26 protein-coding genes and 2 pseudogenes are annotated in these 25,344 nt (G+C 65.2%); 23 read left to right on the plus strand and 5 right to left on the minus strand.

The features are described 5' to 3' along the window. Positions 1–25 precede the first annotated feature (25 nt). A complete protein-coding gene (locus H4V95_RS03495) occupies positions 26–1,114 on the plus strand; it encodes a LacI family DNA-binding transcriptional regulator (RefSeq protein ID WP_196865354.1) in 1,089 nt (362 codons plus the stop codon). Here the strand turns inward: H4V95_RS03495 and H4V95_RS03500 are convergent. The 3 genes from H4V95_RS03500 to H4V95_RS03510 form a co-directional block, all read right to left on the minus strand. Beyond that, on the minus strand, positions 1,051–3,231 hold the full coding sequence (locus H4V95_RS03500) for a S9 family peptidase (protein ID WP_196865353.1): 2,181 nt from the start codon (positions 3,229–3,231) through the stop codon (positions 1,051–1,053). The genes H4V95_RS03495 and H4V95_RS03500 overlap by 64 nt on opposite strands. Before the next feature lie 162 nt (positions 3,232–3,393). After that, positions 3,394–4,098 (minus strand): hypothetical protein, encoded by a 705-nt coding sequence (locus tag H4V95_RS03505; RefSeq protein ID WP_196865352.1) that lies wholly within the window; start codon positions 4,096–4,098, stop codon positions 3,394–3,396. Next, entirely contained in the window at positions 4,095–4,403 is a 309-nt protein-coding gene (locus H4V95_RS03510; RefSeq protein WP_196865592.1) for a PadR family transcriptional regulator, read from the minus strand. Before H4V95_RS03510 ends, H4V95_RS03505 begins: the two co-directional genes overlap by 4 nt. 208 nt (positions 4,404–4,611) lie before the next feature. Between H4V95_RS03510 and paaA the strand changes: the two genes are divergently transcribed. The 11 genes and pseudogenes from paaA (at position 4,612) to H4V95_RS03560 (ending at position 12,616) form a co-directional block, all read left to right on the plus strand. After that, positions 4,612–5,616, plus strand: a complete 1,005-nt coding sequence (paaA, locus tag H4V95_RS03515; protein WP_196865351.1) for a 1,2-phenylacetyl-CoA epoxidase subunit PaaA — start codon at positions 4,612–4,614, stop codon at positions 5,614–5,616. Next, positions 5,617–5,964 carry a 1,2-phenylacetyl-CoA epoxidase subunit PaaB gene (paaB, locus tag H4V95_RS03520; protein ID WP_209728798.1) on the plus strand — a complete coding sequence of 116 codons (348 nt, stop codon included), beginning with the start codon at positions 5,617–5,619 and terminating at the stop codon, positions 5,962–5,964. Then, entirely contained in the window at positions 5,961–6,785 is an 825-nt protein-coding gene (gene paaC / locus H4V95_RS03525) for a 1,2-phenylacetyl-CoA epoxidase subunit PaaC (protein WP_209728800.1), read from the plus strand. Before paaB ends, paaC begins: the two co-directional genes overlap by 4 nt. A 14-nt stretch (positions 6,786–6,799) precedes the next feature. Then, positions 6,800–7,357: a 1,2-phenylacetyl-CoA epoxidase subunit PaaD gene (gene paaD / locus H4V95_RS03530; RefSeq protein WP_209728802.1), complete on the plus strand. Its 558-nt coding sequence runs from the start codon at positions 6,800–6,802 to the stop codon at positions 7,355–7,357. Beyond that, positions 7,358–8,530 (plus strand): 1,2-phenylacetyl-CoA epoxidase subunit PaaE, encoded by a 1,173-nt coding sequence (gene paaE, locus H4V95_RS03535; RefSeq protein WP_209728804.1) that lies wholly within the window; start codon positions 7,358–7,360, stop codon positions 8,528–8,530. A gap of 107 nt (positions 8,531–8,637) precedes the next feature. Next, positions 8,638–9,458: pseudogene (locus H4V95_RS03540) on the plus strand (DUF4397 domain-containing protein). Between the two features lie 82 nt (positions 9,459–9,540). After that, positions 9,541–10,257 (plus strand): class F sortase, encoded by a 717-nt coding sequence (locus H4V95_RS03545; RefSeq protein ID WP_245345556.1) that lies wholly within the window; start codon positions 9,541–9,543, stop codon positions 10,255–10,257. A gap of 86 nt (positions 10,258–10,343) precedes the next feature. Continuing rightward, positions 10,344–10,625: an RNA polymerase sigma factor gene (locus tag H4V95_RS18215; RefSeq protein WP_245345557.1), complete on the plus strand. Its 282-nt coding sequence runs from the start codon at positions 10,344–10,346 to the stop codon at positions 10,623–10,625. 95 nt (positions 10,626–10,720) lie between these two features. Continuing rightward, a complete protein-coding gene (locus tag H4V95_RS18220; protein WP_312883932.1) occupies positions 10,721–10,873 on the plus strand; it encodes a sigma factor-like helix-turn-helix DNA-binding protein in 153 nt (50 codons plus the stop codon). 25 nt (positions 10,874–10,898) lie between these two features. Beyond that, positions 10,899–11,702, plus strand: a complete 804-nt coding sequence (locus H4V95_RS03555; RefSeq protein ID WP_209728806.1) for an anti-sigma factor domain-containing protein — start codon at positions 10,899–10,901, stop codon at positions 11,700–11,702. Between the two features lie 134 nt (positions 11,703–11,836). Next, positions 11,837–12,616, plus strand: a complete 780-nt coding sequence (locus H4V95_RS03560) for an enoyl-CoA hydratase/isomerase family protein (RefSeq protein ID WP_209731263.1) — start codon at positions 11,837–11,839, stop codon at positions 12,614–12,616. 277 nt (positions 12,617–12,893) lie between these two features. Here H4V95_RS03560 and H4V95_RS03565 read toward each other — a convergent pair whose 3' ends face one another. Then, entirely contained in the window at positions 12,894–13,334 is a 441-nt protein-coding gene (locus H4V95_RS03565) for an Lrp/AsnC family transcriptional regulator (protein WP_196865346.1), read from the minus strand. A 219-nt stretch (positions 13,335–13,553) separates the two neighbouring features. Between H4V95_RS03565 and pdhA the strand changes: the two genes are divergently transcribed. From pdhA to H4V95_RS03610, 9 genes and pseudogenes are all read left to right on the plus strand, one after another. Beyond that, a complete protein-coding gene (gene pdhA / locus H4V95_RS03570) occupies positions 13,554–14,717 on the plus strand; it encodes a pyruvate dehydrogenase (acetyl-transferring) E1 component subunit alpha (RefSeq protein WP_196865345.1) in 1,164 nt (387 codons plus the stop codon). Next, complete coding sequence (locus H4V95_RS03575; protein ID WP_281064514.1) at positions 14,714–15,826, plus strand: alpha-ketoacid dehydrogenase subunit beta; 1,113 nt, start codon at positions 14,714–14,716, stop codon at positions 15,824–15,826. Before pdhA ends, H4V95_RS03575 begins: the two co-directional genes overlap by 4 nt. Positions 15,827–15,864: 38 nt before the next feature. After that, a complete protein-coding gene (locus H4V95_RS03580; protein WP_209731264.1) occupies positions 15,865–17,337 on the plus strand; it encodes a dihydrolipoamide acetyltransferase family protein in 1,473 nt (490 codons plus the stop codon). Beyond that, positions 17,324–18,187, plus strand: a complete 864-nt coding sequence (locus H4V95_RS03585) for an endonuclease/exonuclease/phosphatase family protein (protein WP_245345558.1) — start codon at positions 17,324–17,326, stop codon at positions 18,185–18,187. Before H4V95_RS03580 ends, H4V95_RS03585 begins: the two co-directional genes overlap by 14 nt. Before the next feature lie 46 nt (positions 18,188–18,233). Beyond that, positions 18,234–19,097, plus strand: a complete 864-nt coding sequence (locus tag H4V95_RS03590; RefSeq protein WP_196865343.1) for an MBL fold metallo-hydrolase — start codon at positions 18,234–18,236, stop codon at positions 19,095–19,097. A 159-nt stretch (positions 19,098–19,256) separates the two neighbouring features. Then, positions 19,257–19,715 carry a cupredoxin domain-containing protein gene (locus H4V95_RS03595; RefSeq protein WP_196865342.1) on the plus strand — a complete coding sequence of 153 codons (459 nt, stop codon included), beginning with the start codon at positions 19,257–19,259 and terminating at the stop codon, positions 19,713–19,715. After that, a complete protein-coding gene (locus tag H4V95_RS03600) occupies positions 19,712–20,143 on the plus strand; it encodes a hypothetical protein (RefSeq protein WP_196865341.1) in 432 nt (143 codons plus the stop codon). The genes H4V95_RS03595 and H4V95_RS03600 overlap by 4 nt, the downstream gene beginning before the upstream one ends. A gap of 46 nt (positions 20,144–20,189) precedes the next feature. Next, positions 20,190–21,087, plus strand: a pseudogene (locus H4V95_RS03605) (IS5 family transposase). A 112-nt stretch (positions 21,088–21,199) separates the two neighbouring features. Continuing rightward, positions 21,200–22,435, plus strand: coding sequence for an MFS transporter (locus H4V95_RS03610; RefSeq protein ID WP_312883933.1), 1,236 nt, complete (start codon positions 21,200–21,202; stop codon positions 22,433–22,435). Positions 22,436–22,501: 66 nt separating this feature from the next. Here the strand turns inward: H4V95_RS03610 and H4V95_RS03615 are convergent, their stop codons facing one another. Further along, positions 22,502–23,413 carry a phosphatase PAP2 family protein gene (locus H4V95_RS03615; RefSeq protein WP_312883934.1) on the minus strand — a complete coding sequence of 304 codons (912 nt, stop codon included), beginning with the start codon at positions 23,411–23,413 and terminating at the stop codon, positions 22,502–22,504. 93 nt (positions 23,414–23,506) lie between these two features. On the opposite strand from H4V95_RS03615, the gene H4V95_RS03620 reads away from it, so the two are divergent. After that, positions 23,507–24,241 (plus strand): hypothetical protein, encoded by a 735-nt coding sequence (locus H4V95_RS03620; RefSeq protein WP_209728811.1) that lies wholly within the window; start codon positions 23,507–23,509, stop codon positions 24,239–24,241. A 50-nt stretch (positions 24,242–24,291) separates the two neighbouring features. Next, positions 24,292–25,290, plus strand: a complete 999-nt coding sequence (locus H4V95_RS03625) for an o-succinylbenzoate synthase (protein WP_209728813.1) — start codon at positions 24,292–24,294, stop codon at positions 25,288–25,290. Positions 25,291–25,344 lie beyond the last annotated feature (54 nt).

The following is a 25,344-nucleotide window of genomic DNA, read 5'->3' on the forward strand; positions in this document are numbered from 1 at the left end:
GCGGCCATCGTGTCGTATCCTCTAAATGATGGAAGATCAGCAGCGACGAACAGAGCGTCTCGGACTTGCCCAGCCGTTGGCTGCCAAGTCCACTCCCACTCTTGAGGATTTGGCGGCGGCCGCCGGCGTGTCCCGGTCGACGGCGTCGCGCGCCATCAATGGTGGGAGCAGGGTGAGCCCCGAGGCCCAGGCGGCGGTTGACGCTGCTGTTGTCGCCCTCGCCTACACGCCCAACCGCGCCGCCCGGTCGCTGGTCACCCGGCGTACCTCCTCCATAGCGCTGGTGATTCCCGAACCTGACATGCGGGTCATGATGGACCCGTTCTTTGCGATGGTGATTACCGGTGTTACCGAATCACTCAGAGATACCGATGTGCAGATGGTCCTGCTGATGTCGCGCAGCGACGATTCCGCGAGGACCGTCCGCTATTTGCGCGGTGGTCACGTGGACGGGGCAATCGTGGTCTCTCACCATCAGGGTGACAGTTGGGTTGGTCCACTTGCAGAAAGTGGCCTGCCGATGATTTTCATCGGCAGGCCATGGCAGAGCGGTCCGGGCCTGACCTATGTCGACACCGACAATTACGGGGGAGGCATCCAGGCGGCGCGTCATCTGATCGCGGCGGGAAGTAAGCGCCCCGCCACTATCGCGGGCCCCGCCGATATGACCGCAGCAGTGGACCGACTTCGCGGTTGGCAGGCCGGGCTACGCGAGGCAGGCCTGGCGCCGAGCCCCGTCGAGTTCGCTGACTTCACCACGGTGGGGGCAGCAGCAGCAACCCGGCGGCTGATGGATGCTGTGCCCGGAACCGACGCCATTTTTGCTGCTTCTGACCTGATGGCCGTGGGAGCGCTCGAGGTGCTTCGCGATCGTGGCCTGCAGGTGCCCGGCGATGTAGCGCTCCTGGGTTACGACAACCACAGCATTTCAGCCTTGGCCAACCCGACCCTGTCCACCATCACCCAACCGATGGCGGAGATGGCAGCAAAGGCGGGTGCCATGCTCCTCGAGGAAATCGAAGCGCCTGGCACCCACCCTGATCCGGTCATCTATCCCGCTGAACTGGTGGTGAGGCGCTCCTCGGCGCCCAGTGCGGCGGCCACAAAGGCGTAGTCCCAGGCAACGTCCTTCCATTTCTCGTACCGGCCACTGGCGCCGCCGTGTCCGCCGTCCATCTCGGTCTTCAGGAGGATCGGTTCGCTGCCGGTGGTCGTTTCACGGAGTTTAGCCACCCACTTGGCGGGCTCCACGTACAGCACCCGCGTGTCGTTGAAGCTGGTTACCGCGGCAATCCGGGGGTAGGCGGTCGACTGGATGTTCTCGTAGGGGGTGTATTCCTTCATGTACCGGTACACCTCGGGGTCGGTGATGGGGTTGCCCCATTCTTCCCATTCCAGGGCCGACAACGGCAGCTCGGGATCGAGGATGGTGGTCAGCGCGTCGACGAACGGCACCTGGGCCACGACCGCCCGGTACATTTCGGGTGCAAGGTTGGTGATGGCGCCCATCAGCAGGCCACCCGCCGACCCGCCCATGGCGGCGATCCGGGCCGGATCAACGAAGGGTGACGCCGCCACGTGGCGGGTGGCGTCCACGAAGTCGGTGAACGTGTTCTTCTTGGTGAGCTTCTTGCCGCCCTCATACCAGGTACGGCCCATCTCGCCACCACCCCTGATGTGCGCGACGACGAAGACCACGCCGCGGTCCAGGAGCGAAAGCCGCGAGATGGAGAAGCCGGGATCCATGCTGATCTCGTAGCTGCCGTAGGCGTACACCAGCGCCGGGTTGCTGCCATTCGCAGGAAGGTCAGCTCGCCGCAGCACCGAGAGCGGCACCAGGGTACCGTCGGTGGCGGTGGCCCATTGCCGCTCGGCCACGTAGTCCTCCGGCCGGTATCCGCCGCGCACCTCGGTCTGCTTGCGGAGCAGCAGGCTGCCGGTGTCGAGCACATAGTCGTAAACGCGTGGGGGAGTGAAGAACGAGGTGTAGGAGAGCCTGATGATCGGTGAGTCGAACTCCGCGTCGGCCAGGTGACAGGTGAACAGCTCCTCATCGAATGCTGGTTCCTCGGGGACGGGCTGGGTGGTGGTCCCGAGCCCCTCGAGCGGGAGCACCTGGACCCGCTCGATGGTGTCCTTGCGGACAGAGACGACGAGGTGTGTGGAGGTGACGGCGACGCCACCGACGCGGACGGCGTCGTCGTGCTCCACCACGGTCCGCCACTGCTGGTCGGCGAGCGGCTTCCTGAACTCGGATTCGGCGGCGAGGCTGACCATCGAGTTCTTGGCGTTCCGGTTGTGGGTCAGCACGTAGTGGCGCTCGCCGTCGATCGTCACTGGATCCGCCTCGTAGAGCACCTTCTCGCTGCGCGGGATCAGCGTGAGGAGACCGGCGGACGGGTTGGCCAGGTCGAGCACGCGGTACTCGCTGTACTCGGAGCAGCCGATGCCGATGATGAGCTGCGAGCGGTCGGCGGACAGGTCGAAACCGGTCCACATCGCGACGTCGTCCTCCTGGTACACCACAGCGTCCTGTTCCACCGGGGTGCCGAGGGTGTGGGACTTGATTTGGTACGGGCGCCACGAGTCGTCGACCACCGTGTAGAACACCTGGGTGCCATCAGGGGAGAATGCCAGGCCGTAGAAGATGTGGGGCACTACGTCGGGAAGCAGTTCGCCGGTGCGCAGGTCCTTGATCCGCAGGGTGAATCGCTCGTCGCCGGCGTTGTCCTCGCAGTAGGCCAGCAGGTGCCCGTCCTCGGTGACAGCCAGCCCGCCGAGAGAGAAGAACGGCTTTCCCTCGGCCTCGGCGTTGCCGTCCAGCATGATCTGTTCGCCGTCGATCGGCTGGCCCGGGACTATTTCCGGTGGGGTCCAGTCCCTGTTGAGGTCCCCGGTGTCAGCGGCAGCGACCCGGCAGTTGATGGCATACTGTTTGCCCTCCTCGGTGCGGGCGTAATACCACCAGCCCCGTTTGCGGGAGGGAACCGACAGGTCGGTCTCCTGCGTGCGGTTCTTGATCTCGGTGAAGATGTCCTGCCGGAGCTTCTCCTGGCCAGCGGTCACGGCCTGGGTGTACTCGTTCTCGGCGGTGAGGTGGGCAACCACCTCGGGGCTTTCCTTTTCCCGCAGCCACTCATACTCATCCACGAAGGTGTCCGAATGGTGCACGCGCTCCGTCGGAACCTTCTTGGCGACGGGCGGGGCGGGAAAATGCGTCTCTGCAGTCATGGAATCCATCCTGCCAGAGACTCCGGCGTGCAGGTTTCCCCAGGTTCTGCGGCCCACACCGCGTGGCGGGCTGCGACGCGCCGGTCAATGGCCGACGACGGCGGCAGCACCTGGGGGATCCGGTACGCCCTGGTGGGGTGTCAGAGAGCCGGGGGTTGCGGCTCAGGCGGACAGGAAGGCGCCAGCGGTGAAAATGCCCGCGCCGATGGCCATCAGCCAAGGCACGGCTGCAACCACCGCTCGTTCCACGGCCGTTTCCTGTTCCGGAACGCCAGCATTGGCCGGGCGGACGATTCCCTCGCTGCTATTGACCGACGCACGGGTCCAGAATCCAGCGCCGATGATTATTGCGCCCGACAGGATGGACGCGGGAACGGCCGGGGCTTCCCACAGTGGAAGACCGAGAAGTCCCGGCAGGACCGATGCCAGGACGCCAAAGCCCACGACCGCCAGCCAGATCGCAAGCAGCACCCACCACTTCCTCACCATCGTGAAAATGTTCCTCGCAATCAGGAGCATGGCGATCCCGAGAACCAGGAACACGGCGAACTCGACCCCGCTGAAGCTCACCGGTTCGCCCTGGGTTGCAGCCGAGATCGAGGGGAGGTAGATTAGCAGTCCGAAGATGCCCAGCAACGCGGGGATGAGTATCCGGGGGAAACCTGGCTCCGGTGTGGTGGGCAGCTCGAGGGCCTGCGCATAGGCCACCGGGTCCCCGAAGGACTCCGCAGCAGATTCCCCACTATCGGCCAGATGGGATTCGACTGATGCCTTGGCATCACCAATATCCCGGCCGTTGACTCCCCGGTGGGAAAGCTCAAGAACAAAATCCGTCAACCACTGCTGGTCCTTTTTGGTGTCGTTCACTGGGTGTCTCCGTTCAGGTGGGTCAGTGTCTGGGCGGTGAAGGCCCGCCAGTCGGTGGCTTGCTGAGCCAGCTCGGCGCGGCCGGCGTCGGTGAGCGAGAAGTACTTGCGGCCCGGGCCGCCGTCCCCGGCTCGCCACTCGGTGGTGACCAGCTGTGCCGCTTCGAATCGGGTCAGCAGGGGATACAGGGTGCCGCCCTTGATCGAGCCCAACCCCGCTTCCGCCAGGGCGGCGGCAATCGCGTAGCCGTAGGTGGGTCCGCCGTCGAGGACCTTGAGCACACTCATGCCGAGTACGCCCCGCATCCACTCGCTGGGCCATTGTTTGTCAGTCACGTGTTTGTCAGTCACGGCTATATAGTTGCACTAACTAGTCAGGCTGTCTACCTAGTTCGAGGATAACTTCACTGACTGTTGACTGTCCGGTGGCCGTCCCGATATCCTGAACGAACGGTCGGTAATTACCCTGCGGCCGACATCGCGTACTTTTGACGCTCACAGTGAGGTGACCACCATGGCAACAGCACCAGCAGTTGGCCAGACGCCGGCCGAATCAGCCAACGAGACCGAAGACGAGCGCGCCGGACGGGAACAGTTCGAGCGACTCATCAGCGAGGACTCACGGATCGAGCCCCGCGACTGGATGCCCGAGGCCTACCGGAAGACCCTTGCGCGGCAGATCTCCCAGCACGCACACTCCGAGATCATCGGCATGCAGCCCGAGGCCAACTGGATCTCCCGCGCTCCCTCGCTCAAGCGCAAGGCCATCCTCATGGCCAAGGTACAGGACGAGGCTGGCCACGGCCTGTACCTCTACTCGGCCGCCGAAACCCTGGGCACGCCCCGGGACAAGATGACCGAGGATCTGATCGCGGGTAAGGCCCGCTACTCAAGCATCTTCAACTACCCCGCCGTCACCTGGGCGGACATGGGTGCCATCGGCTGGCTGGTCGACGGCGCCGCGATCGCCAACCAGGTGCCGCTCTGCCGGGCCTCCTACGGCCCCTACGGCCGCGCCATGGTGAGGATCTGCAAGGAAGAATCTTTCCATCAGCGCCAGGGCTTCGAGATCCTGCTGGAACTCGCGAACGGCACCCCGGCCCAGAAGGAAATGGCCCAGGACGCCGTCAACCGCTGGTATGCCCCCTCGCTGATGATGTTCGGCCCGCCCGACGACGATTCGCCCAACTCCAAGCAGTCGATGGCCTGGAACATCAAGCGGTTCTCCAACGACGAACTCCGCTCACGCTTTGTGGGCATGATGGTGGAGCAGGTCAAGGTCCTCGGCCTGACCCTCCCTGATGACCAGATCCGGTTCAACGAGGACACCCAGCAGTGGGAGCACGCCCCACTCGACTGGGACGAGTTTAAGGAAGTTCTCGCCGGCAGGGGTCCCTGCAACGCCCAGCGGATGGAACGCCGTCGTGAAGCCCACGAAGATGGCGCCTGGGTGCGCGAAGCAGCGGCGGCCTACGCCGACAAACGAGCTGCAGCGGCAACACAGCAGAAGGCGGCCTAGATGACCGGCGGTTCAACCACAGGCGACGACGGTTCGGTAGCACCAGCCCCGGTAGCTCCCGAGAAGCGCCAGCCCTGGCCGCTATGGGAGGTCTTCGTCAGATCCTCCCGCGGTCTGTCGCACGTTCACGCTGGCTCCCTGCACGCCCCCGACGCCGAAATGGCCGTCAGGAACGCACGGGACCTGTACACCCGGCGCAACGAGGGCGTCAGTCTGTGGGTGGTGCCGGCGTCGTCGATCATCACCAGCGATCCCGACGCCAAGGGCCAGTTCTTCGAATCCCCGCAGGGCAAGGACTACCGGCATGCGACCTATTACACGAAGAGCGATGGGGTGAAGCACCTGTGAATGAATCCAACACCAGCGCCACCCGGATCACCCCGGGGAACGCCTTGCGCCCCGAGGATATCGCCGCCGCGGACCTGCGGCCGAGTACCGACGTCGCCGAGTATGCGCTGCGCCTCGGTGACGACTCGCTGATCCTCGCCCAACGGCTCGGCTGGTGGATCTCACGGGCACCGGAACTGGAAGAGGACGTGGCACTGGGCAACATTGCCCTGGACCTGATTGGCCACGCCCGGTCCTTCCTCAGCTATGCAGGCCATGGCCTCGACAAGACCGAGGACGATCTGGCCTACTTCCGCCGCGAACCTCAGTTCCGCTGCGCGCACCTGTTTGTGCAGCCGAACGGCGATTTCGCCCGCACCATCGCCCGCCAGTTGGTGGTTTCGCACTACCAGTTCGAGCTGTACTCCCGGCTGATGCATTCGTCCGACGCCACCCTGGCGGCTATCGCCGCGAAGGCCGTCAAGGAAGTGGATTACCACCGCGACCACAGCACCCAGTGGGTGCTGCGCCTTGCCCTGGGCACCGACGAGTCCCGCCGCCGCATGATCGCCGGGCTGAAACTGACCTGGCCCTACGTCGAGGAACTGTTCGTCGACGACCAGCTCATCGACACCCTCGGTGACGCGGCGGTCCGCCCGAGCACCCTCCGCGCGCCGTTCGACTCCCTCATCGGTTCACTGTTCGCCGAGGCCGAACTGGACATCCCCCAGGTACCTGCTGCGGTTGGTGGCGGCCGCGCCGGCAAGCACAGCGAACACCTCGGCTACCTGCTCGCCGAAATGCAGGTGCTCGCCCGCGAGCACCCCGGCGCCACCTGGTAACGGAGGCTACAGCCATGAGCATTGAGATCAGCAGCACCAACACTGGCAGCACCAACACTGGCAGTACCAACACCGCGCATCGCCCCGTCGACGCCGAGACCGCCCGTGTCTGGGACATCGCCGCCACCGTGGTGGACCCCGAGATCCCGGTCCTCACCATCGAGGATCTGGGCATCCTGCGCCAGGCAACGGTCGACGACGACGGCGCCGTCACCGTAACCATTACGCCCACCTATTCGGGCTGCCCCGCCATGGACGCGATCCGGGATGACGTCACGAGTGCGCTCGCCGGACACGGGTACAGCGATGTCCGGGTGCGGCTCACGCTCGCTCCGGCCTGGACCACCGACTGGATGACCAGTGCCGGCAAAGCCAAACTGGACGAGTACGGCATTGCCCCGCCCACCGGCCTCGCTGCGGCGGGACCCATCCGGGTGGGACTCAGCGTGAAGTGCCCCCAGTGTTCCTCCCTCAATACCCGCGAACTCACCCGCTTCGGTTCCACTTCCTGCAAGGCGCTCTATGTCTGCCAGGACTGCAAGGAACCTTTCGACTATTTCAAGGTGCTCTAGATGGCAGTCAAGCTCGCCCCGTCCACCCAGCGCCGCACGGCCTTCAACGAACTCACCGTCGCCGAGGTTAGACGGCTCACCGGCGACGCCATCGAGGTCACCTTCGCCGTCCCCGACCATCTGACCGACAAGTACAACTACCTGCCGGGCCAGTACGTTGCCTTGCGCACCACCCTCGATCTCGACGGCTCACCCGTCGAAGTGCGCCGTAGCTATTCCATCTGCGCCGAACCGGTGCCTGGGGAAATCCGGGTGGCGATCAAGAAAGACCTTGGCGGCGTGTTTTCCAGCTGGGCGAACGAATCGCTGAAGGCTGGCGACCGGCTCGACGTCATGAGCCCGATGGGGCAGTTCATCTCCAAGCATGAAATGAACGAGCTCAACCGGCCCGAGCACCTCCAGCAGAACCTCACCGTCGCTGGGGAGTCGACCTTTGTTGCCGTGGCTGCCGGGTCCGGCATCACACCGGTGATCGCTATCGCCCGGACGGTCCTGGCCGCCAACGATTTTGTGCGCTTCGATTTGATCTATGCCAACAAGGCAGCGATGGACGTGATGTTCCTGGAAGAACTCGCTGACCTCAAAGACCGCTACCCGGCACGGTTTGCCCTGCACCATGTGCTGTCCCGCGAACAACGGATTTCGCCGTTGCTCAGTGGACGGATCGACGCGGACAAACTGGAGAAGCTGCTGGGCACGGTAATCCGGACCGACGATGTTGACGAGTGGTTCCTCTGCGGGCCCTTTGAACTCGTCCAGCTGTGTCGAGACACTCTCGGGGAGCGGGGTGTGGCGCCCGAAAAGATCCGGTTCGAGCTCTTTTCGACCGGCGAGCCTACCCGGCCGGAAGGGCAGATCGGCCGTCCGGTCCGCGCCGACGATAGCGGTGACAATTACACCATCTCCTTCAACCTCGACGGGTTGCAGGGCAAGGTGGCCAGCCCCACCCATGCCCGGGAGTCAATTCTCAACGCGGCGCTCCGGGTGCGCCCTGATGTGCCGTTCGCCTGCGCCGGCGGTGTCTGCGGCACCTGCCGCGCGAAACTCGTCTCCGGCACCGTGGAGATGGAAGAGAACTACGCGCTGGAGGCGGACGAAATCGAGAAGGGCTACGTGCTCACCTGCCAGTCCCGACCCACCAGCGACGCAGTCTCGGTGGACTACGACGCCTGAGCTATTTCATAAACTTTCATGTTTCTGCATCCAAAGAGCCGCCACCGACGGTAGTACCGGTGTAAGCATCAGTTGGAGGCCCTCTGGGCCCGAGTGAGGAGCAAGAAATGCGAAAGAGTCTTTACGCAGTAGGAGCAGTAGCAGTTCTCGGCGCTGCGTCCGTCGCAGCACCGGCTGTAGCCGCCGAAACCGGTGACACGGCCTCATTGTCAGTCCTTCACGCTGTCCCCGACCTGACGGTCGACGTCTACGTCAACGGTGACCTGACCCTCGACGACTTCACCCCCGGAGAGCTGGCTGGACCCCTCGAACTTCCAGCTGGGGATTACGAACTGGCAGTGACGGCGTCCGACGCCGCTGACGCCAGTGAACCCGTGATCGGCCCTGTCGCAGTGACGCTGGCAGCGGGTGGCAACTACACCGCCACCGCCAACCTCGATGCTGAGGGCGCCCCCACAGCTAACTTCTGCACGAACGACGTTTCGGCTGTGGAAGCCGGCCAGCCCCGGCTCACCGTCCGCCACACCGCCGCTGCGCCAGCGGTCGACGTCCTCGCCGGCGATGCCGCGGTGGTGGAGAACCTCAGCAATCCCGACGAGGCAACCCTGACCACCGTCCCGGCACCATTTCCGCCTCCGTGGCGGCCACCGGGACCACCGACCCCGTGATCGGCCCGGCAGACCTGACCCTCGGTGAAGGCACCGCGACCATCGTTTACGCCTGGGGAAGCCTCGAGGACGGCAATCTCGCCCTCGCCACCCAGGTGATCGAGGGACTGCACTCCGACCCTGCGGCGGTCCCCGGCGCACAGGCCGGTCCAGCGCAGGACAATACCGCAGCCATCCTCGGAGCGGGATCCCTCGGCCTCGTGCTCCTGTCGGGAGCAGCTGTCGCCGCCCGGGTGCGTACCGCCCGCGCCGGCAAGTAAACCAGTGTGGGCAGGGTTGGGGCTCCCTCTCGCTCCTTACCCTGCCCGCCTGTCCACCTCTCCCTCACGAAAGCCCCAGCTCTTGCCGCACAAGTCCCTCCGCCTCACTGCAATGGTTCTCGCCACGTCATGTGGACTATTCGCTGGTGGATGCGCCAACCCCGCAGGCCAAGCCGAACCCGCGACCACCGTCGAACGGTCGACACCTCTGGCGACCATCGAGGCGAGCGATCGCCCGGAGAGCGAAACCAGTGGGCCGGCACTGCCGGAAACGAAGGCTCCGGCCACTCCTGAAGCAGACGTCGACACCGCTGGTGTCGACATCCGCCCTGCCACCGGAGCCCTGGCGGAAGCCTTGCCCCGTCCTGTTTCGCTTGATATTGCGGGCACCGACATCACCGTCGATGTCATCGACGTAGGCATCGCGAGTGACAACGAAATGGAAATTCCCGACAGCTTCTACGAGGCGGGGTGGTACCGGTACGGCCCCGTGCCGGGTGCCGACGCGGGGAACGCTGTTCTCGCCGCGCACATAGACATCGGGACGGAAATGATGCCGTTCACCCAGCTGAAAGACGTGCCGATGGGCACGATCATCACCGTCGGACGCGAGAACGCTGAGCCAGTCCAGTACCAGGTCACCGACGTCAGGCATGTACCGAAGGCAACCCTCGATACTTCGCAGATCTTCCAGCGGGACGGCGAGCACCAGCTGATGATCCTCACCTGCGGAGGGGACTGGCTAGCAGACAAAGATGATTATGAGGATAATGTTGTGCTGACGGCCTCCCCGCTCTGAACGGTCCGTGCACGAGCGACCGGCCAGTAGCGTGGATGCCATTTCAGAGGGCACCAGAGACGCGGCCGCGCCGTAAGGAGAGTAGTTTGACACCTCCAGGCCATGACTGGACACGGCAGCGCGATGTCGAATTTTCGGCGGGTGATGAACACGCGTTGGCTCTCGCCTACAAGAGTTTCTCCCCGCTGATCTTCACCGTAGCTCTCCGTTCGCTCGGTGACCGAGCGGCGGCGTCCGATGTTACCCAGGAAGTGTTTGTCAGGGCGTGGCGGTTCCGCTCCGGGTACAGCCCGGAGGCGGGGAGCCTGCCCGCGTGGTTGCTCGGTATCAGCCGCAATGTGGTGTCCGATGCGCAGGGTGCTCGCTAGAAGAGCGAGAAAATTGTGCAGCGGGCCCACACCGTGGGAGAGCACCGGGTGAGCGAACAGGGTGCGGACGAGATCGAGAGTCGGCCAATCGGGAGGTGCTCGATTCCGAACTCTCGCTGTTGGGTGAACCCCAGCAATCAATCCTTCGGCGCGCCTTCTACGAAGACTTAACACATCAACAAATATCTTCACGGCTGGATCTGCCCCTCGGAACCGTCAAGAGCCATATTCGCCGAAGCCTCACCTAACTACGCAGCCGATTGGAGACCTGGAATGCAGCACCTTGACCCGGGAACCATCAGTATGGCTGCCCTCGACGAACCCCTGGACGCAGCGGCGCAGGGTCACCTGAACCGCTGTGATACCTGCGCCGGCGAGGTGCTGGAGTTGAACAGTGTGGTCCTCGCCGCCCGGGGGGATGTGATCGGAGCCCCGCTGGAATCGCCGGACGCACAGGTGTGGGCCGCGATCCACCAGGAACTGGGCCTGCAGTCTTCCCTCCTCCCTGACCCGCTCAGCAATACCCCGCAGGCCAGCACGACAGTGCCCGGACACCCAATCACCGAAACCACCGCGGCCGATCCTGCGGAGCCCGATACGACCGTGGTGGCCCTCAAGCCGCGGGCCGGACGGCGGACGTTCACCTCACGATTTCTGGTCGCCGCAGTGACCGTCGGAGTCCTCACCGGTGCGGCAGCGGTCTGGGCAGCGCAGCAGTTGGGCGCGGAATCCGCCCCCGCCGTGGTGGCACAGAGTGAACTGGATCCTTTGGAAGGCTTCACCGCGCAGGGCAGCGCCACCGTCTACGCCGATGACGACGGCGCCGGCACGCTGGAAATCACCGTGACCGACGACCAGGTTGCTGGCTACCAGGAGGTGTGGCTGATCGCGCCGGACCTGCAGCAGATGTACAGCCTCGGGGTGGTCGGGGCCGGTACCAGCTCCTTCACCATCCCGGACAGCGTTGACCTGGCGGCTTTCCCCATCGTGGACGTCTCGGATGAACCGCTCGACGGCGATCCGGTGCATTCAGGCGTCAGCGTGCTCCGCGGCACCCTGTCCGCCTCGGCAAGCTAGGGACCCACCAGGCCCGAACCGGCGGGTGGATGCCCTTCTGGGCGGGTTTCCCGGTGTGGGCGCAGCGTCCCGGCAGGACGCTGCGCGTGCGGTCCCCGCTAGGCTGGAATCCACCCGACCGGAAGGCCCCGACCATGATTGACCTGACCTATCAGAACAATGTCGCCGAGATAGTGCTCAATGCCCCTACAAAACTGAACTCCCTGGACGAAGCAGGCATTGCCGAGCTGTCACGCGCCTACGACGAGGCGGCGTCCAAGGCCGCCACCGGAGCTGTCCGGTCGCTGGTCCTGCGCGGGGAGGGGAGGGCGTTCTGCGCCGGTCGCGACATCTCGGGGGTGGAACCGGCAACGGACGACGCCGTCGCCTACCTGGACGGCCTCGTCACACCCCTGCTCCGGAAAATGGCGGACTTCCCGGCGCCCACGTTCGCAGCGGCACACGGGGCGTGCCTCGGCGTCGGACTGGGACTGCTGGTCGCGACGGATGTGGTCTATGTCGCCGACACGGCGAAACTGGGATCTCCTTTCGCCAATCTCGGGGCGACCCTCGATTCCGGAGGGCACTGGCTGTTCACCGAGCGGCTGGGCGCCCACCGCACCCTCGACCTGATCTACACAGCCGAGCTGATGACCGGCGCCGACGCCGTCGCCGCTGGCCTGTTCAGCAGGGTGATGCCGGCGGAGGAACTCCTGCCGCGCACCCGAGAGACGGCGCAGCGGGTGGCCTCGGGCGCCACCGGGGCGTTCCGCGCGTCGAAAGCTCTGGTGGCAAGTATCCGCGACCGTCGGCTCGGCCTCTGGGATTCGATCACTGAGGAAAACACCGCCCAGGGGGTCCTGTGCAGCAGCGAGGACTATGCCGAGGGTTTCACGGCCTTCCAGGAGAAGCGCAAGCCGGTTTTCACCGGCTGAGGACCGAGCTCAGGTATCCATCATACCCGTAGTCTCAGCCGGGCCCGTCCGGCGTCTAACGGATTCAATTGTTTATAACTTTTGGGAGAATATTCCCGATGAAAGCCTACTTTCAAAGTATTTTACCTAGGCAATGACTTTTACTGGTGGTGTGGCCAAGGGGCGGTTCCGCAGCGTCTCATGGGGGAGGGTGACATTCAGAACGGGATGTCACCACCAGTCAGGATCGCCCCTTGGTCACACCAAATCACCTGAGGTCCCGCAGCCGCCCCGCAGATCACCGAGTGTCAATGTCCTCGAATACCAGGAAGGTCTGCGTATCCATCACTCCGGGCATGGACTGGAGTTGATCGAAAATGACGCGCCGGAGGCCCACGTTATCTTCGGCCCGCACTAACAGGATGACGTCGAAGTCCCCGCCGACCAGGGCAATGTGATGGATCTCGGGAACCAGTCTGAGTTGTTCGCGGAGTTCCCGCCACGCGTGCTGCTGCACCTTCAGGGTGACGTAGGCAGAGGACCGAAGACCGGCTTTGATGGGGTCAATGAGGGCCGTGAATTTGGTCAGAACACCTGATTCGGTGAGGCGGGCAATACGGGAGTAGGCGTGTGCACGGGAAATGTGGACATTCTCCGCAACCGCGGTAACGGATAGCCTCCCATCCCTGGTGAGCTCGGCAAGAATACGCCGGTCCACTTCGTCCAAGGGCTGGTCCATTATTTGTCCACACCTTCCTACGTAACGCAGCTCACAATAGCAATTCGTCCACAATATTATGCCTCTATCTGGTAGAAGTCCAGAGATGTGCCCGTTGGTAGATACGAATAGCTACCCCAGACCATAATTGGACTACACAGCATCCAGTGCCCGGCATCTTCTGGGCCCCTCGGATCAGGAGAACAACCGCCCTACCGGGGCGGTGCGACGGAGGCGGACATGACCATCTCGACCGGTACCAACAGGGCACCCGGCACCGCAAAGACATCGGAGCAGCCGGAATCGGCTGAAGCAGCCATGCTTCCCTCGGCGACACCGGTGCAACTGGTGGACCCCAACGGAACCCACACCCCGCACGCGGACTATCCGCTGCCGGACGGCGGGAGCCTCCTGGCCGCGTATCGCAAGCTCGTGGTCGGACGGCGGATCAATGATCAGGCGAACGCCTTGGTGCGGCAGGGCCGGATGGCCGTCTACCCCTCCTCCCATGGCCAGGAAGCCTGCCAGGTGGCTGCCGCCGTCGTCCTTGATCGCCAGGACTGGCTGTTCCCCACGTACCGGGACACCGTCGCAGTCATCACCCGGGGGGTGGACCCGATGGAGGTGCTGACGCTCCTGCGCGGCGACTGGCATTCGGGGTATGACCCCCTGGAACACAAGGTAGCCACCCAGGCCACCCCGCTGGCCACTCAGCTGCTCCACGCTGTTGGGGTGGCCCACGCGGCGAAGCTCAAAGGCGAGGACACCGTGGTACTGGCTCTCTGCGGCGATGGTGCCACCAGCGAAGGGGACTTCCATGAGGCGCTGAATTTCGCCGCAGTATTCCACGTCCCGGTGGTCTTCCTCATCCAGAACAACGAGTACGCCATATCGGTCCCGCTGAAGTCGCAGACCGTCGCACCGTCGCTCGCCCACAAGGCGATCGGGTACGGAATGCCGGGCGAGCGGGTGGACGGCAACGATCTCGCCGCCCTCCTCTCCGTTCTCGGGAAGGCAGTGACACGGGCACGCGACGGTGGCGGACCGACGCTGGTCGAGGCCCATACGTACCGGATGCAGGCCCACACCAATGCCGACGATCCGTCGCGCTACCGCTCCCAGGACGATGTGGAAAAGTGGATTCCCAAGGACCCGCTCAGCCGCATGCGTACCTATCTGCGGGAACTGGCAGTACTTGATGACGACGGCGAGGCCCGCATTGCCGCGGCCGCCGAGGAGATGGCTGCGAGCCTGAGGAACGGCCTGAATACTGACCCAGTGGTGAACCCCGAGGACCTGTTCAACTTCGTCTTCACCGAAAAGACCAGCCAGCTGCGCGAACAGGCGGATCTCCTGCGCGGGGAACTTAGCCGCGAAGAGTCCTCCGAGGAAGTGACACCATGACCGATACAACCGAACGGGTGATCGACGCTGCGGCGGAGCTGCCCGACGCGCCGCAGGCCGGAGAGCTGAACGAGCCGGGGCAGGCCGAGGCGCGCATCGCTGGGCCAGTCACTTTCGCCAAGGCCCTGAACGCAGCACTGGCCGATGCCATGGAAGCCGACAGTTCGGTGGTCATGTTCGGTGAAGACGTCGGCGCACTGGGGGGCGTGTTCAGGATTACCGACGGGCTCACCGCACGGTTCGGCACCAGCCGCTGCTTCGACACTCCGCTCGCGGAGGCGGGGATCATGGGGATGGCAGTCGGGATGGCGATGAACGGGATCCGGCCCGTGGTCGAGATGCAGTTCGACGCGTTCGCCTACCCGGCCTTCGAGCAGGTGGTCAGCCACGTCGCCAAGATGCCGAACCGCACCAAGGGCAAGGTCAAACTGCCGATAGTCATCCGCATCCCCTACGCTGGCGGCATCGGCGGGGTCGAGCACCACTGTGACTCCTCTGAGTCCTACTACGCCCACACCCCTGGTCTGACAGTCCTTGCGCCGGCAACGGTCCGGGACGCCTACACCATGTTGCGCGAGGCGATCAGCTACCCGGATCCGGTGGTCTTCCTGGAACCGAAAAAGCTGTACTGGTCCAAGGAAGTGCTGGACCTGGCGGAACTGAGGGAAACCTTCGAAGCCAGCACCGCGGCGCCGAGCATCGGCCGGGCCGTAGTGGCCCGCGCCGGCACTGATGCGACCCTGGTCGCGTATGGGCCGTCGGTACCCACCGCGATGGCCGCCGCTGCCGCAGCGGCTGAGGAAGGCCGGTCGCTCGAGGTGATCGATGTGCGGTCGATCGTCCCGTTCGATGACGAAACAGTCTGCGCGAGCGTGCGCAAGACGGGACGGGCTGTGGTGATCGCTGAAGCGCCCGGGTTCGCGTCCGTCGCGTCCGAGATCGTGGCCCGCATCCAGGAGCGCTGCTTCCATTCGCTGGCGGCGCCTGTGCGCCGGGTGACCGGATTCGACGTGCCGTATCCGTCACCGAAGCTGGAACACTTCTTCCTGCCCAGCGTTGACCGTATCCTTGACACCGTCGACGAACTGCAGTGGGAGGATCAGGCGTGAGCGCTACAACTGCCAGCGCACCGGCGCCGGCCACTGGGATGCAGGTCTTTAATCTCCCCGACCTGGGCGAAGGCCTGACCGAGGCGGAACTGGTGAACTGGCTGGTCGCCGAGGGCGACGTCGTCGTGGTGGACCAGGCCATCGCAGAGGTGGAGACCGCGAAGTCCGTCGTGGAGGTGCCGTCGCCGTTCGCGGGGGTGGTCGAGAAACTCCACGGCAGCGCGGGAGAGACAATCGACGTCGGGAAGCCGCTCATCTCAGTCCGCCCCGCGGACCAGGCTGGAGTCACGTCGCCTTCGGCGGCCGAAGAGACCTACCGGCAAGAAGAGCGTGCCGGGATCACCCCGCCCCAGGACCGCGAACCCGTGGCCGCACCTGCGCCCGACGAGGGGTCCGGAAATGTCCTGATCGGCTACGGCACCCCCGGCGGGCTCGCCTCCGGGAGGCGGCGACGTCCCAAGCATCAGGGTGCGGCCGCAAACCCGCAGCAGGTCGCCGTCACCCCCCACGCCGCCGCCAGTGAGGTGTCCACTCGCCAGGCACCCCTGTTTATCTCCCCGCTGGTCCGCAAACTCGCGCGGGATGCGGGCCTGCGGGCAGTCGACCTCACCGGTTCGGGCCCCGACGGCATGGTCCTGCGCCGGGACGTGGAGTTGCACCTCGGCCGGTCCGCCGCCCAGCCGCCGTCCGACGGCGAAGCCACCGCGGCTGTTTCCGCGCCCGCCGTTCCGGCAACCGACGTTCCGGCAACCGCAGCTCCGGGCGTTCCCTCCGCGGAATCCTCGACCGATCGCAAATCCGGCCTGGGCATCTCCACCCGCACGCCCGTGAAGGGAGTGCGGAAGACGGTCGCCGACAACATGTCGCGCAGCCGGCGCGAAATACCCGAGGCAACGGTCTGGGTGGACGTCGACGCCACGGCACTGATGGACCTGCGCGCTTCGCTCAAAAGCACCGATCCGGACGGCACTCCCGGTCTGTTGGCCTTCGTAGCGCGGTTCGTGACGGCCGGGCTGGCGAAGTACCCGGAGTTGAACACCAGGATCATCACCGACGAGGGAGGGAGCCAGGAAATCCTCGGGTTTGATGGGGTGAACCTCGGGATTGCAGCCCAGACCCCTCGCGGGCTGATGGTGCCCTGTGTGCAGCGGGCCGATGCCCTGAGCGCGCGCGGGCTGGACACCGAGATCCGGCGGCTTACCGCCGTCGTCAGGGAAGGAAAGGCGACCCCCGCCGAACTGACCTCGGGCACCTTCACCCTGAACAACTACGGCGTGTTTGGTGTGGACGGCAGCGCCGCGATCATCAATCACCCGGAGGCCGCGATCCTGGGCATCGGGCGGATCATCGACCGCCCGTGGGTGGTCGGCGGCGAGCTGGCCGTCCGGAAGATCACCGAACTCACCCTGACCTTCGACCACCGGGTGTGCGACGGCGGGGTGGCCGGTGGCTTCCTTCGGTATGTTGCGGATGCGATTGAGAATCCAGGCACAGTGCTTGCGGACCTCTGAAGCTCACCGTCGGGCGGCGACCACACCGCTGATCGGTCCGGTGGCGGCCCCTGAATACCATGTGATGACCTTCAATATCCGACGGTCAATGCCGCATTTGCTGCCCGGGCATCGTGACTCCTGGGCTGTCCGCTCGCCACTGGTGACACGCCTGCTCCGGGATGAGCAGCCAACCCTGCTCGGTGTGCAGGAGGCTCTCCCCACCCAGCTGGATGCAGTCCAGTCAGGGCTGGGGTCCGCCTACACGGGGATCGGTCACGGGCGGAACGCCGACGGAATGGGTGAACAGTGCCCGCTGTTCTACGACCGGACCAGGCTTTCCCTGCTGGAGTGGGAGCAGTTGGCGCTCTCAAACACGCCGAACGTTCCCGGGTCCACCTCGTGGGGCAACCGGATCCCCCGGATCGCGGTCCGCGCCGTGTTCAGCGACGTCGGTTCCGGGCAGGAGTTCACGGTCATCAACACACACCTTGACCATCTTTCGAAGCGTTCCCGCCTCTATTCAGCCGATACCCTGCGTCACCTGGTGCAGGACACAAAACGGCCGGGGATCGTGACGGGCGATTTCAACGTCGATGCACCCTCCGGTGCCTACGACGTTCTCACCCAGGGTGGCCGGTTGGTGGACACCTGGAGAGCGGCGAACCGTCAGCTCACCGAGCAGTGGGGCACGTTTCCCCACTATGGGAAACCGCAGCGGGGCACTAAACGCATCGACTGGATCCTTGCCACCCCCGACTTCAGCGTGCAGCGAGCAGGAATCAATGTCACCCGGTACGGTGGTGCGTGGCCGTCCGATCACGCGCCGGTGCAGGCAGTCCTGATACCCGGTGGCCGCACCGGCTCGTAAATGCCCGCACGAGGTACTGCGCAGCGACAGCAGTTGAGAGGAATCCATGTCCGACACGCATGAAGTTGATCCAGACTCCCGATGGCGGAGCGTGGGTCCCCAGACGTGGATCCTGCGGGATGCTGGCTACGGAATCAACCCCGGGCTGGTGATTGGTACGGAGCGTGCCCTGGTCATCGATACTGGCGCTGGTCCCGGCCAGGCGGTTCGCATCCTCGACGCTGTCCGCGAGCTGACGGACCTCCCGGTGACCGCCGTCAACACCCACTCGCACTTCGACCATGTGTTCGGCAACGCCTATTTTGCGGCCCACGGTGTCGAAGACATCTGGGCAACGGTGCGGTGTGCCGAGGACCTCGCCCAGACGGGTGATCAACAGCGGGGGCTTGTGGCCGACCTTGAGCCGGACATGGCCAACGACGCCGGCCCGCACACGGCCATTCATCCGGCCAACCGGTTGGTGGAGGGCAGCCCCGTGGACCTGGATCTGGGCGGAATCTCCGTGACCCTGTTCCATCTGGGGCGTGGCCACACTGACAACGATCTACTCGTGGGTGCTGGCAATGTGCTGTTCACGGGCGATCTGGTCGAAGAGGGAGCGGACCCTGGATTCGAGGACTCCTATCCGGCGGACTGGATTCGCACGCTAGGAAAGATCGCGGCGCTGGAAGACCTCTATGAGGTGTTTGTCCCGGGCCACGGCAATCCGGTGGGGGTGGAGTTTGTCACCGCCCAGCTGTACAAGATGAGAACCGCTGTCCGGGTCACCAAGGTGGCCATGGACGAGGCATCGGTGGACATGACGAAGGCAATCCCCATCCTGCCCTACGGTCCCGAACAGTCCCGGGCCCTGCTGATCCGGCTGCGGACCCTCGCGCACTGGAAGTGGCACAAGACCGCCACCCCCTGATCCTGGCTGGTCCCTGTCCGCCCACTGGGTTCACCCTCAGGCAGCCGGAGGACAATCCGCAGGCCCGGCTGTGACGAAGACCATATGACACTATGATCCACAAACCAGCCGGGACCCGGGTTCATCCGCGTTCCGACTGCAATTCTTCGGAGGACAGCCATGAAAATCCGTCAGAGCATCACAGGAATAATGTTGACCGCAGCATTGGTCGGGCTTGTCGGCTGTGGGACCGCTGAGGACTCGGGGAGCACCGAGACGGAGGGGCCGAGCGCACCTCCGGTAGCCACCAGCACCCCGGCCGCCTCCAGTCCAGCTGCCGCGCCGGCCGAGACCACCGAGTCAGCTGAGGCCCCGGCCGAGGCGGCCGAAGAAGTGGTCATCACCATCACAGACTTTGAGTTCGAAGTTTCCGGACCGGTCGCTCCGGGCGCCGAAGTGACTGTCATCAACAATGATGCAGTCGGCCACACTGTCACCTCGGATGAGGAAGGCGTGTTCGACACGCCCGTCGGGCCGACCGAAACTGTCACCTTCACGGCTCCCGAGGACGCCGGCGAGTACTCCTTCTTCTGCATGCCGCACCCGGCCATGATTAGCACACTGGTCGTCGAAGGGTGAGCAACCGGGTACTCCCACGCAACCGCCCGGTGCTGGTCGGTCTTCGCGTAGCCATCGCCATCGGACTGGCGATCGATGCCTTCGTCCATGTGCAGCTCGCCGCCAACTATCAGATCGCGTATCCAGGTGGGATGGGCGGTGGCACGCTGTTCTGGCTACAGGCGGCCGCAGCGGTGCTGGCGGCTTTCTACGTCCTCCTCCGAGGCAGCAGGTTGTCCTACCTCATTGCCGCGGTAGTGGCTTTATCAGCATTCGTGGCCGTGGTGGTGTCGGCGTACGTACAGCTTCCCGCCATCGGTCCCATTCCCGCGATGTATGAGCCGATCTGGTTCTTCGAAAAAACCCTGAGCGCGGTCGCTGAGGGCTTAGCTGGAATCCTCGCCCTCGTGGCGTTCTTCCTCCTGGGGCGGAGTACCCGGGAGGGCTAGGGCGTGTCTCCCAAATGGTTTCTGATCTTTTTGGAATGCTGGAGGGATGTCGCGCACAGCCACGTTGACCGATGCCCAATGGGCTCGGATTGAACCCTTGATGCCGAGTTCGGATGGATGCCGCGGGCGACCGTTCGGTGACCACCGGCTGATCGTTGAGGGCATCATCTACCGGTTTCGTGTCGGGGTGCCCTGGCGGGATCTGCCCGGGTGTTTCGGACCGTGGAAAACAGTATGGAAGCGGCACCGCCGCTTCAGCGGCGATGGCACTTGGGACAAGATCCACACCCGGCTTCTGGCCGAGGCCGACGCGGCCGGGATGATCGATTGGGAGGTCTCCGTGGACTCCACGGTGAACCGCGCCCACCAGCACGGAACCAACCTTCCCCGCACCACAGGGGGAGCTATCGAATTACACGAATCTGCTCGACGAACCCCCTGACCATGCGGTCGGGCGCTCCAGAGGCGGACTGACCACGAAGATCCACCACCTGTGCGATGGGAAAATGCGGCCACTGGTCATGCTGATCGGGCCGGGGCAGGGCGGTGATTCCCCGATGTTCTTGCACCTGATCGATTCACTCCATGTTCCCCGGATCGGCCCGGGCAGAGCCCGCTCGCGGCCGGACCGCGCGCTGGGCGATAAAGCATACTCCTCCAAGGCGAACCGGGAACTGCTGCGCAGCCGTGGTATCCAGGCAGTTATCCCGGAACGCTCGGACCAGGAAGCAAACCGGAAACGCCGTGGCCGCAACGGCGGCAGACCCATCGGCCTCGACAAAGAGGCGTACAAGCGCCGAAACGTCGTTGAACGTTCATTCAACACATTCAAGCAATGGCGCGGTCTCGCGACCCGCTACGACAAACTCGCACTCACCTACCGCGGAGGAGTCCTGCTCCGCGCGATAACCATCTGGCTCAACGAATTAGGAGACACGCCCTAGGCCTGCGCTGGCACTCCAGCGCTGGCCCTGCCATGCTGGCACCCTTCCGATGGTTGCTGTCCTGGCAGTCACCGGTGCCGGGGACCAGCGAGCCGGTGACTACAGTAGAACCGTGCCGGCCGAATCGTTCAACCTGAAATCGATCGCCGTCGGCGCGTATGGTCCATCCCTCCTCTACGGAGTGGCGACGGGTGCCATCCTGCCGGTCATCGCGCTGTCGGCGCGCAGTCTGGGAGCCGACATTGCCACCGCTGCCCTAGTAATCACGCTGACCGGTATCGGTTCGCTGGTCACCAACGTCCCCGCCACGTTGATAGCTACCCGGTTCGGCGAACGGTGGTCGCTGGTGGGTGCATCACTCTGGTGTTCGGCCGCGATGGTGCTGGGGCTGCTGGCCCCAAACCTCGCCGTGTTCGCGGCAGCCATTTTCATGGTCGGAATGGCCGGCGCAGTGTTTGGCCTGGCGCGCCAGAGCTACCTCACGGAAGTGGTTCACCTCCATTTCCGGGCCCGTGCCCTCTCCACCCTGGGCGGCGTGACACGGATCGGGGTGTTCCTTGGTCCGTTTGGGGCAGCCCTGGCGATGAGTTCTGCCGGTCTCGCTGGCGCCTACTGGGTGGGCGCCGGGGCGGCCCTCCTGGCCGCGATGCTGAGCAGCAGAGTCCCGGAACTGGCTGCACCCGGTCGGCTGGCAATGGCCGGGTCGACAGGGATCGAAGGGACGGCGGGCCAACCACAGCCCGCGCCGACCGTCCGGTCAATCCTGCGTTCTCATCGCCGGGTCTTCGCCACCGTGGGCATTGGTGTCCTGCTGATCGCTGCGATCCGGGCCACCCGGCAGGCAGTGCTCCCACTCTGGGCCCAGGACATTGGGCTCGACGTCACCACGACGGCCCTGATCTACGGACTGTCGGGGGGCATCGACATGCTGATCTTCTACCCCGCTGGGAAACTGATGGACGTCAAGGGACGCCGCTGGGTCGCCGTGCCCTGCATGTTGATCATGGGGGTCGCCCTGATCCTGCTCCCCTTCACGGCTGACGCCGTCGGGCTGCTGCTGGTAGCGCTGCTCATCGGGTTCGGCAACGGAATAGGGTCGGTCATTGTCATGACCCTCGGTGCCGATTTCTCCCCGAACCCCGGCCGCCCGCAGTTCCTGGGGATCTGGCGGCTGCTCAGCGACATCGGCACCATGACCGGTCCCGGGATCCTCGCGGGGGTGACCGTCGTCGCGACCCTGTCGGCGGGTATCTGGGCCACAGGCGGTCTCGGTGTGCTCGCTGCTGTGGTCCTCTGGTTCTGGATACCGCCGCACCGGCCGACAGCACTCGCGAGGAACGAACGGTGATGACCCCGCACAGCTGAACGGGGGACTCGGTGGCAGAACCTCTGAGGAGGCGGGCCGTGGTCCGGCTCAGGCTTGGCGTCGTCGTGCCTGGTGGCCGAACAGGCATCCGGCAGCGGCGCTGAGCGTGAATCCGACCCCCACAATCATCGACAGCCCCGACCAGAAGAAGAGGGGAATGCTCGCTGTCCCCGGGACCGGGGCAGGGCCAATCATCTGCACGTACAGGTAGAGAATCACGCCGAGGGCGAGGCCCGCCACCCCTGCCGCCCAGCAGAAGGTCAGCCACAGTTTCGACGCCGCCCAGTGCCCTCCGAACCCGTCCCAGACGTTCCAGTCGTTGCCGAACCGCATGGTCAGCAGTCCTCCCAGGAGGGTCCACGCGCCGACTACCAGGAAGGCGGCGACCACGTCCGCCGGGCGATGCCAGAGGTTGAGGAAGGTCGCTGCGCCCGCAGCCACCGCGTAGGTGCCTCCGGCCGCAGCAGCCAACGGCCGCCACCGCGGGGTGACCACGAGGAAGATGGCGGCGGCAGCTGACGCGGCGAGGGTGGTGTGCCCGGAGGGAAGCGAGTTGAAATCGAGGGTTGGCACGCCACGGTCCGGGCGGTCCAGCAGGAAATTCTTCAGGAGCTGGGTGGTCAGATTGGCTCCGGCGATTGTCCCCAGCGCGATCACCGCAGCCGGCCACCGGCCCCGGCGCAGGGTGACGAAGAGGATCACCCCGGCCGCAATCAGGACCGACAGTGCGGGCAAGCTGTCCAGGAACCGCAGGAAGGGTTGCTGCGAGTCGGGTGCGGCGAAACCCGCCTCCCGCCAGGCGGATTCATCGGCGAACTGCCCGGTACTGGTGCGGACAAATGCCCAGTAGGTCCAGCCCAGAGCCACGGCGCACAGGAGCGAACCCAGCAGGAATAAGGCTGGGTTGCGCGCGGCGGGGGGTCGCCGCGTGTACGGGTTCGTGGATTGCCTGGAGCTCACCCTGCAAGACTTCCACATGCGCGCCGCACTTCTGTAATCCAATTGTGATCTTGCGTGGATCCTGCCGCGAGGGGGAGCCGGGACAATGAGTCAATGACACGGCACCGCGCGCTCCGGCCGACGTCGTCAGCGACGACGACATTGTTGTTTGCCGCGACGGCTCTGGTCGCCGTGGTTCTGGCCGGATGCGGGGCAGTGGGAGTTCCGGGGTCGACCAGTCCAGGGTCGACCAGTCCGGATTCTCCCGTTGCGAACTCCCCGGGTACCTCCCTAGCGCCGACCTCTCCGTGGTCGGCCGTGCCTTCGGCGGGCGACGCGCGGGGTATCCCAGCCCCGGGTGAGGTGTTAGCGCAGGGCGCCGTCCTTCAGCAGGGTGAGGCTCCGCCACAACTGTGCCTCGGCGGCGTGGCCGAGTCCTACCCGCCGCAGTGTTCCGGACCGGAGCTCCTCGGCTGGGATTGGCTGGCGGTGGAGCAGTCCGAAACCGCTGCCGGGGTGACCTGGGGAACCTACGCGGTGCAGGGGACGTGGGACGGCGCCGCTTTTACCCGCACCGGCGACCCGATCCCGCTGTCCCTCTACGACCCCATTGCCGACATTGATCCCCGGCTGGATCCGGCCAACCCCGGGGGCGGTGAGGAGGCGGAGCTGGAGCAACTCCAGGCGGAGCTGTTTGAGGCCGAACCGCTGATGCTGACCTCCTCGGTGGTCAACGGCTACCTGTTCGTCACCGTGGCGTACGACGACGGAACTCTCCAGGAACGTTACAACCTCCAATACGGCCCGGACCTGATAGTGGTGCAGTCGGCCCTGCGGCCCGTCTCCTAACCCTGTCGCTCCCATCCGGCGGCCGCCGATCCGTCGCGTAATCTGAACGCGTGAGCACACTCGTCCCAGCCTCCGATCTCCGCTCTTCCGCCCGGGTGGTGTCGATTCCCATGCGGGTGAAGTTCCGCGGGGTCAGCCACCGCGAGGCCGTGCTGGTGCGGGGTCCTGTCGGCTGGGGAGAGTTCTGCCCCTTCCCCGAGTACGACGACGCGGAAGCGGCCCCCTGGCTCCGGGCCGCCATTGAAGCTGGTTGGGAGGGCTTCCCCGAACCGGTGCGGGACCGGGTGGCGGTCAACGCCACCGTCCCCGCTGTATCCGCTGGGGAGGTGGAATCGGTGCTGGCCCGTTTTGGGCCGGTCACCGCCGTCAAGGTCAAGGTCGCGGAGAAGGGCCAGAGTCTCGCCGACGATCTGTCCCGGGTGGCTGAGGTGCGCAGACTGCTCCCCGCCGCGGGGCTGCGGGTCGACGCGAACGGCGGCTGGACTGTCCCGGCTGCGATCACCGCGCTCACAGCCCTCGCCGAGCACACCCTTGAATATGCTGAGCAACCGGTGATGGATATCGCTGGTTTGCGGGAGGTCAGGCTTGAACTGCGCCGTCGCGGTGCCCCGGTGTTGATTGCCGCGGATGAATCAGTCCGCAAGGAAACCGACCCGCTTCGCGTCGCACGGGAGGACGCAGCCGATCTGCTGGTGATCAAGGTGGCACCCCTGGGCGGGGTGCGGCGGGCGCTCGATATCGTTGCGCAGGCGGGGCTTCCCGCCGTCGTCAGTTCGGCGCTGGATACGTCGGTGGGCATCAGCGCCGGCGTAGCCCTAGCGGCGGCGCTCCCGGAGCTTCCCTATGCCTGCGGACTGGGCACCGTGACCCTCATGAACGGGGACATCACGGCGGAGTCGCTGGTGCCCGACCGCGGATGGCTGCCCGTGGGGCTGGTGGACGTGTCCGAGGAGTTGCTGGACCGGTACGCCGCCGATCCGCAGCGGACGGCCTGGTGGCTGGACCGGCTGGACCGGGTGACCTCGATCCTCAGCCAAAACCCCTGTTGAACCGATCCTGGAAGAAGTTCACCCGCCGGCCATCTTGATGGCCCGCGGAGTTTG

The organism is Arthrobacter sp. CAN_C5 (assembly GCF_017875735.1).
Lineage (GTDB): Bacteria > Actinomycetota > Actinomycetes > Actinomycetales > Micrococcaceae > Arthrobacter_D.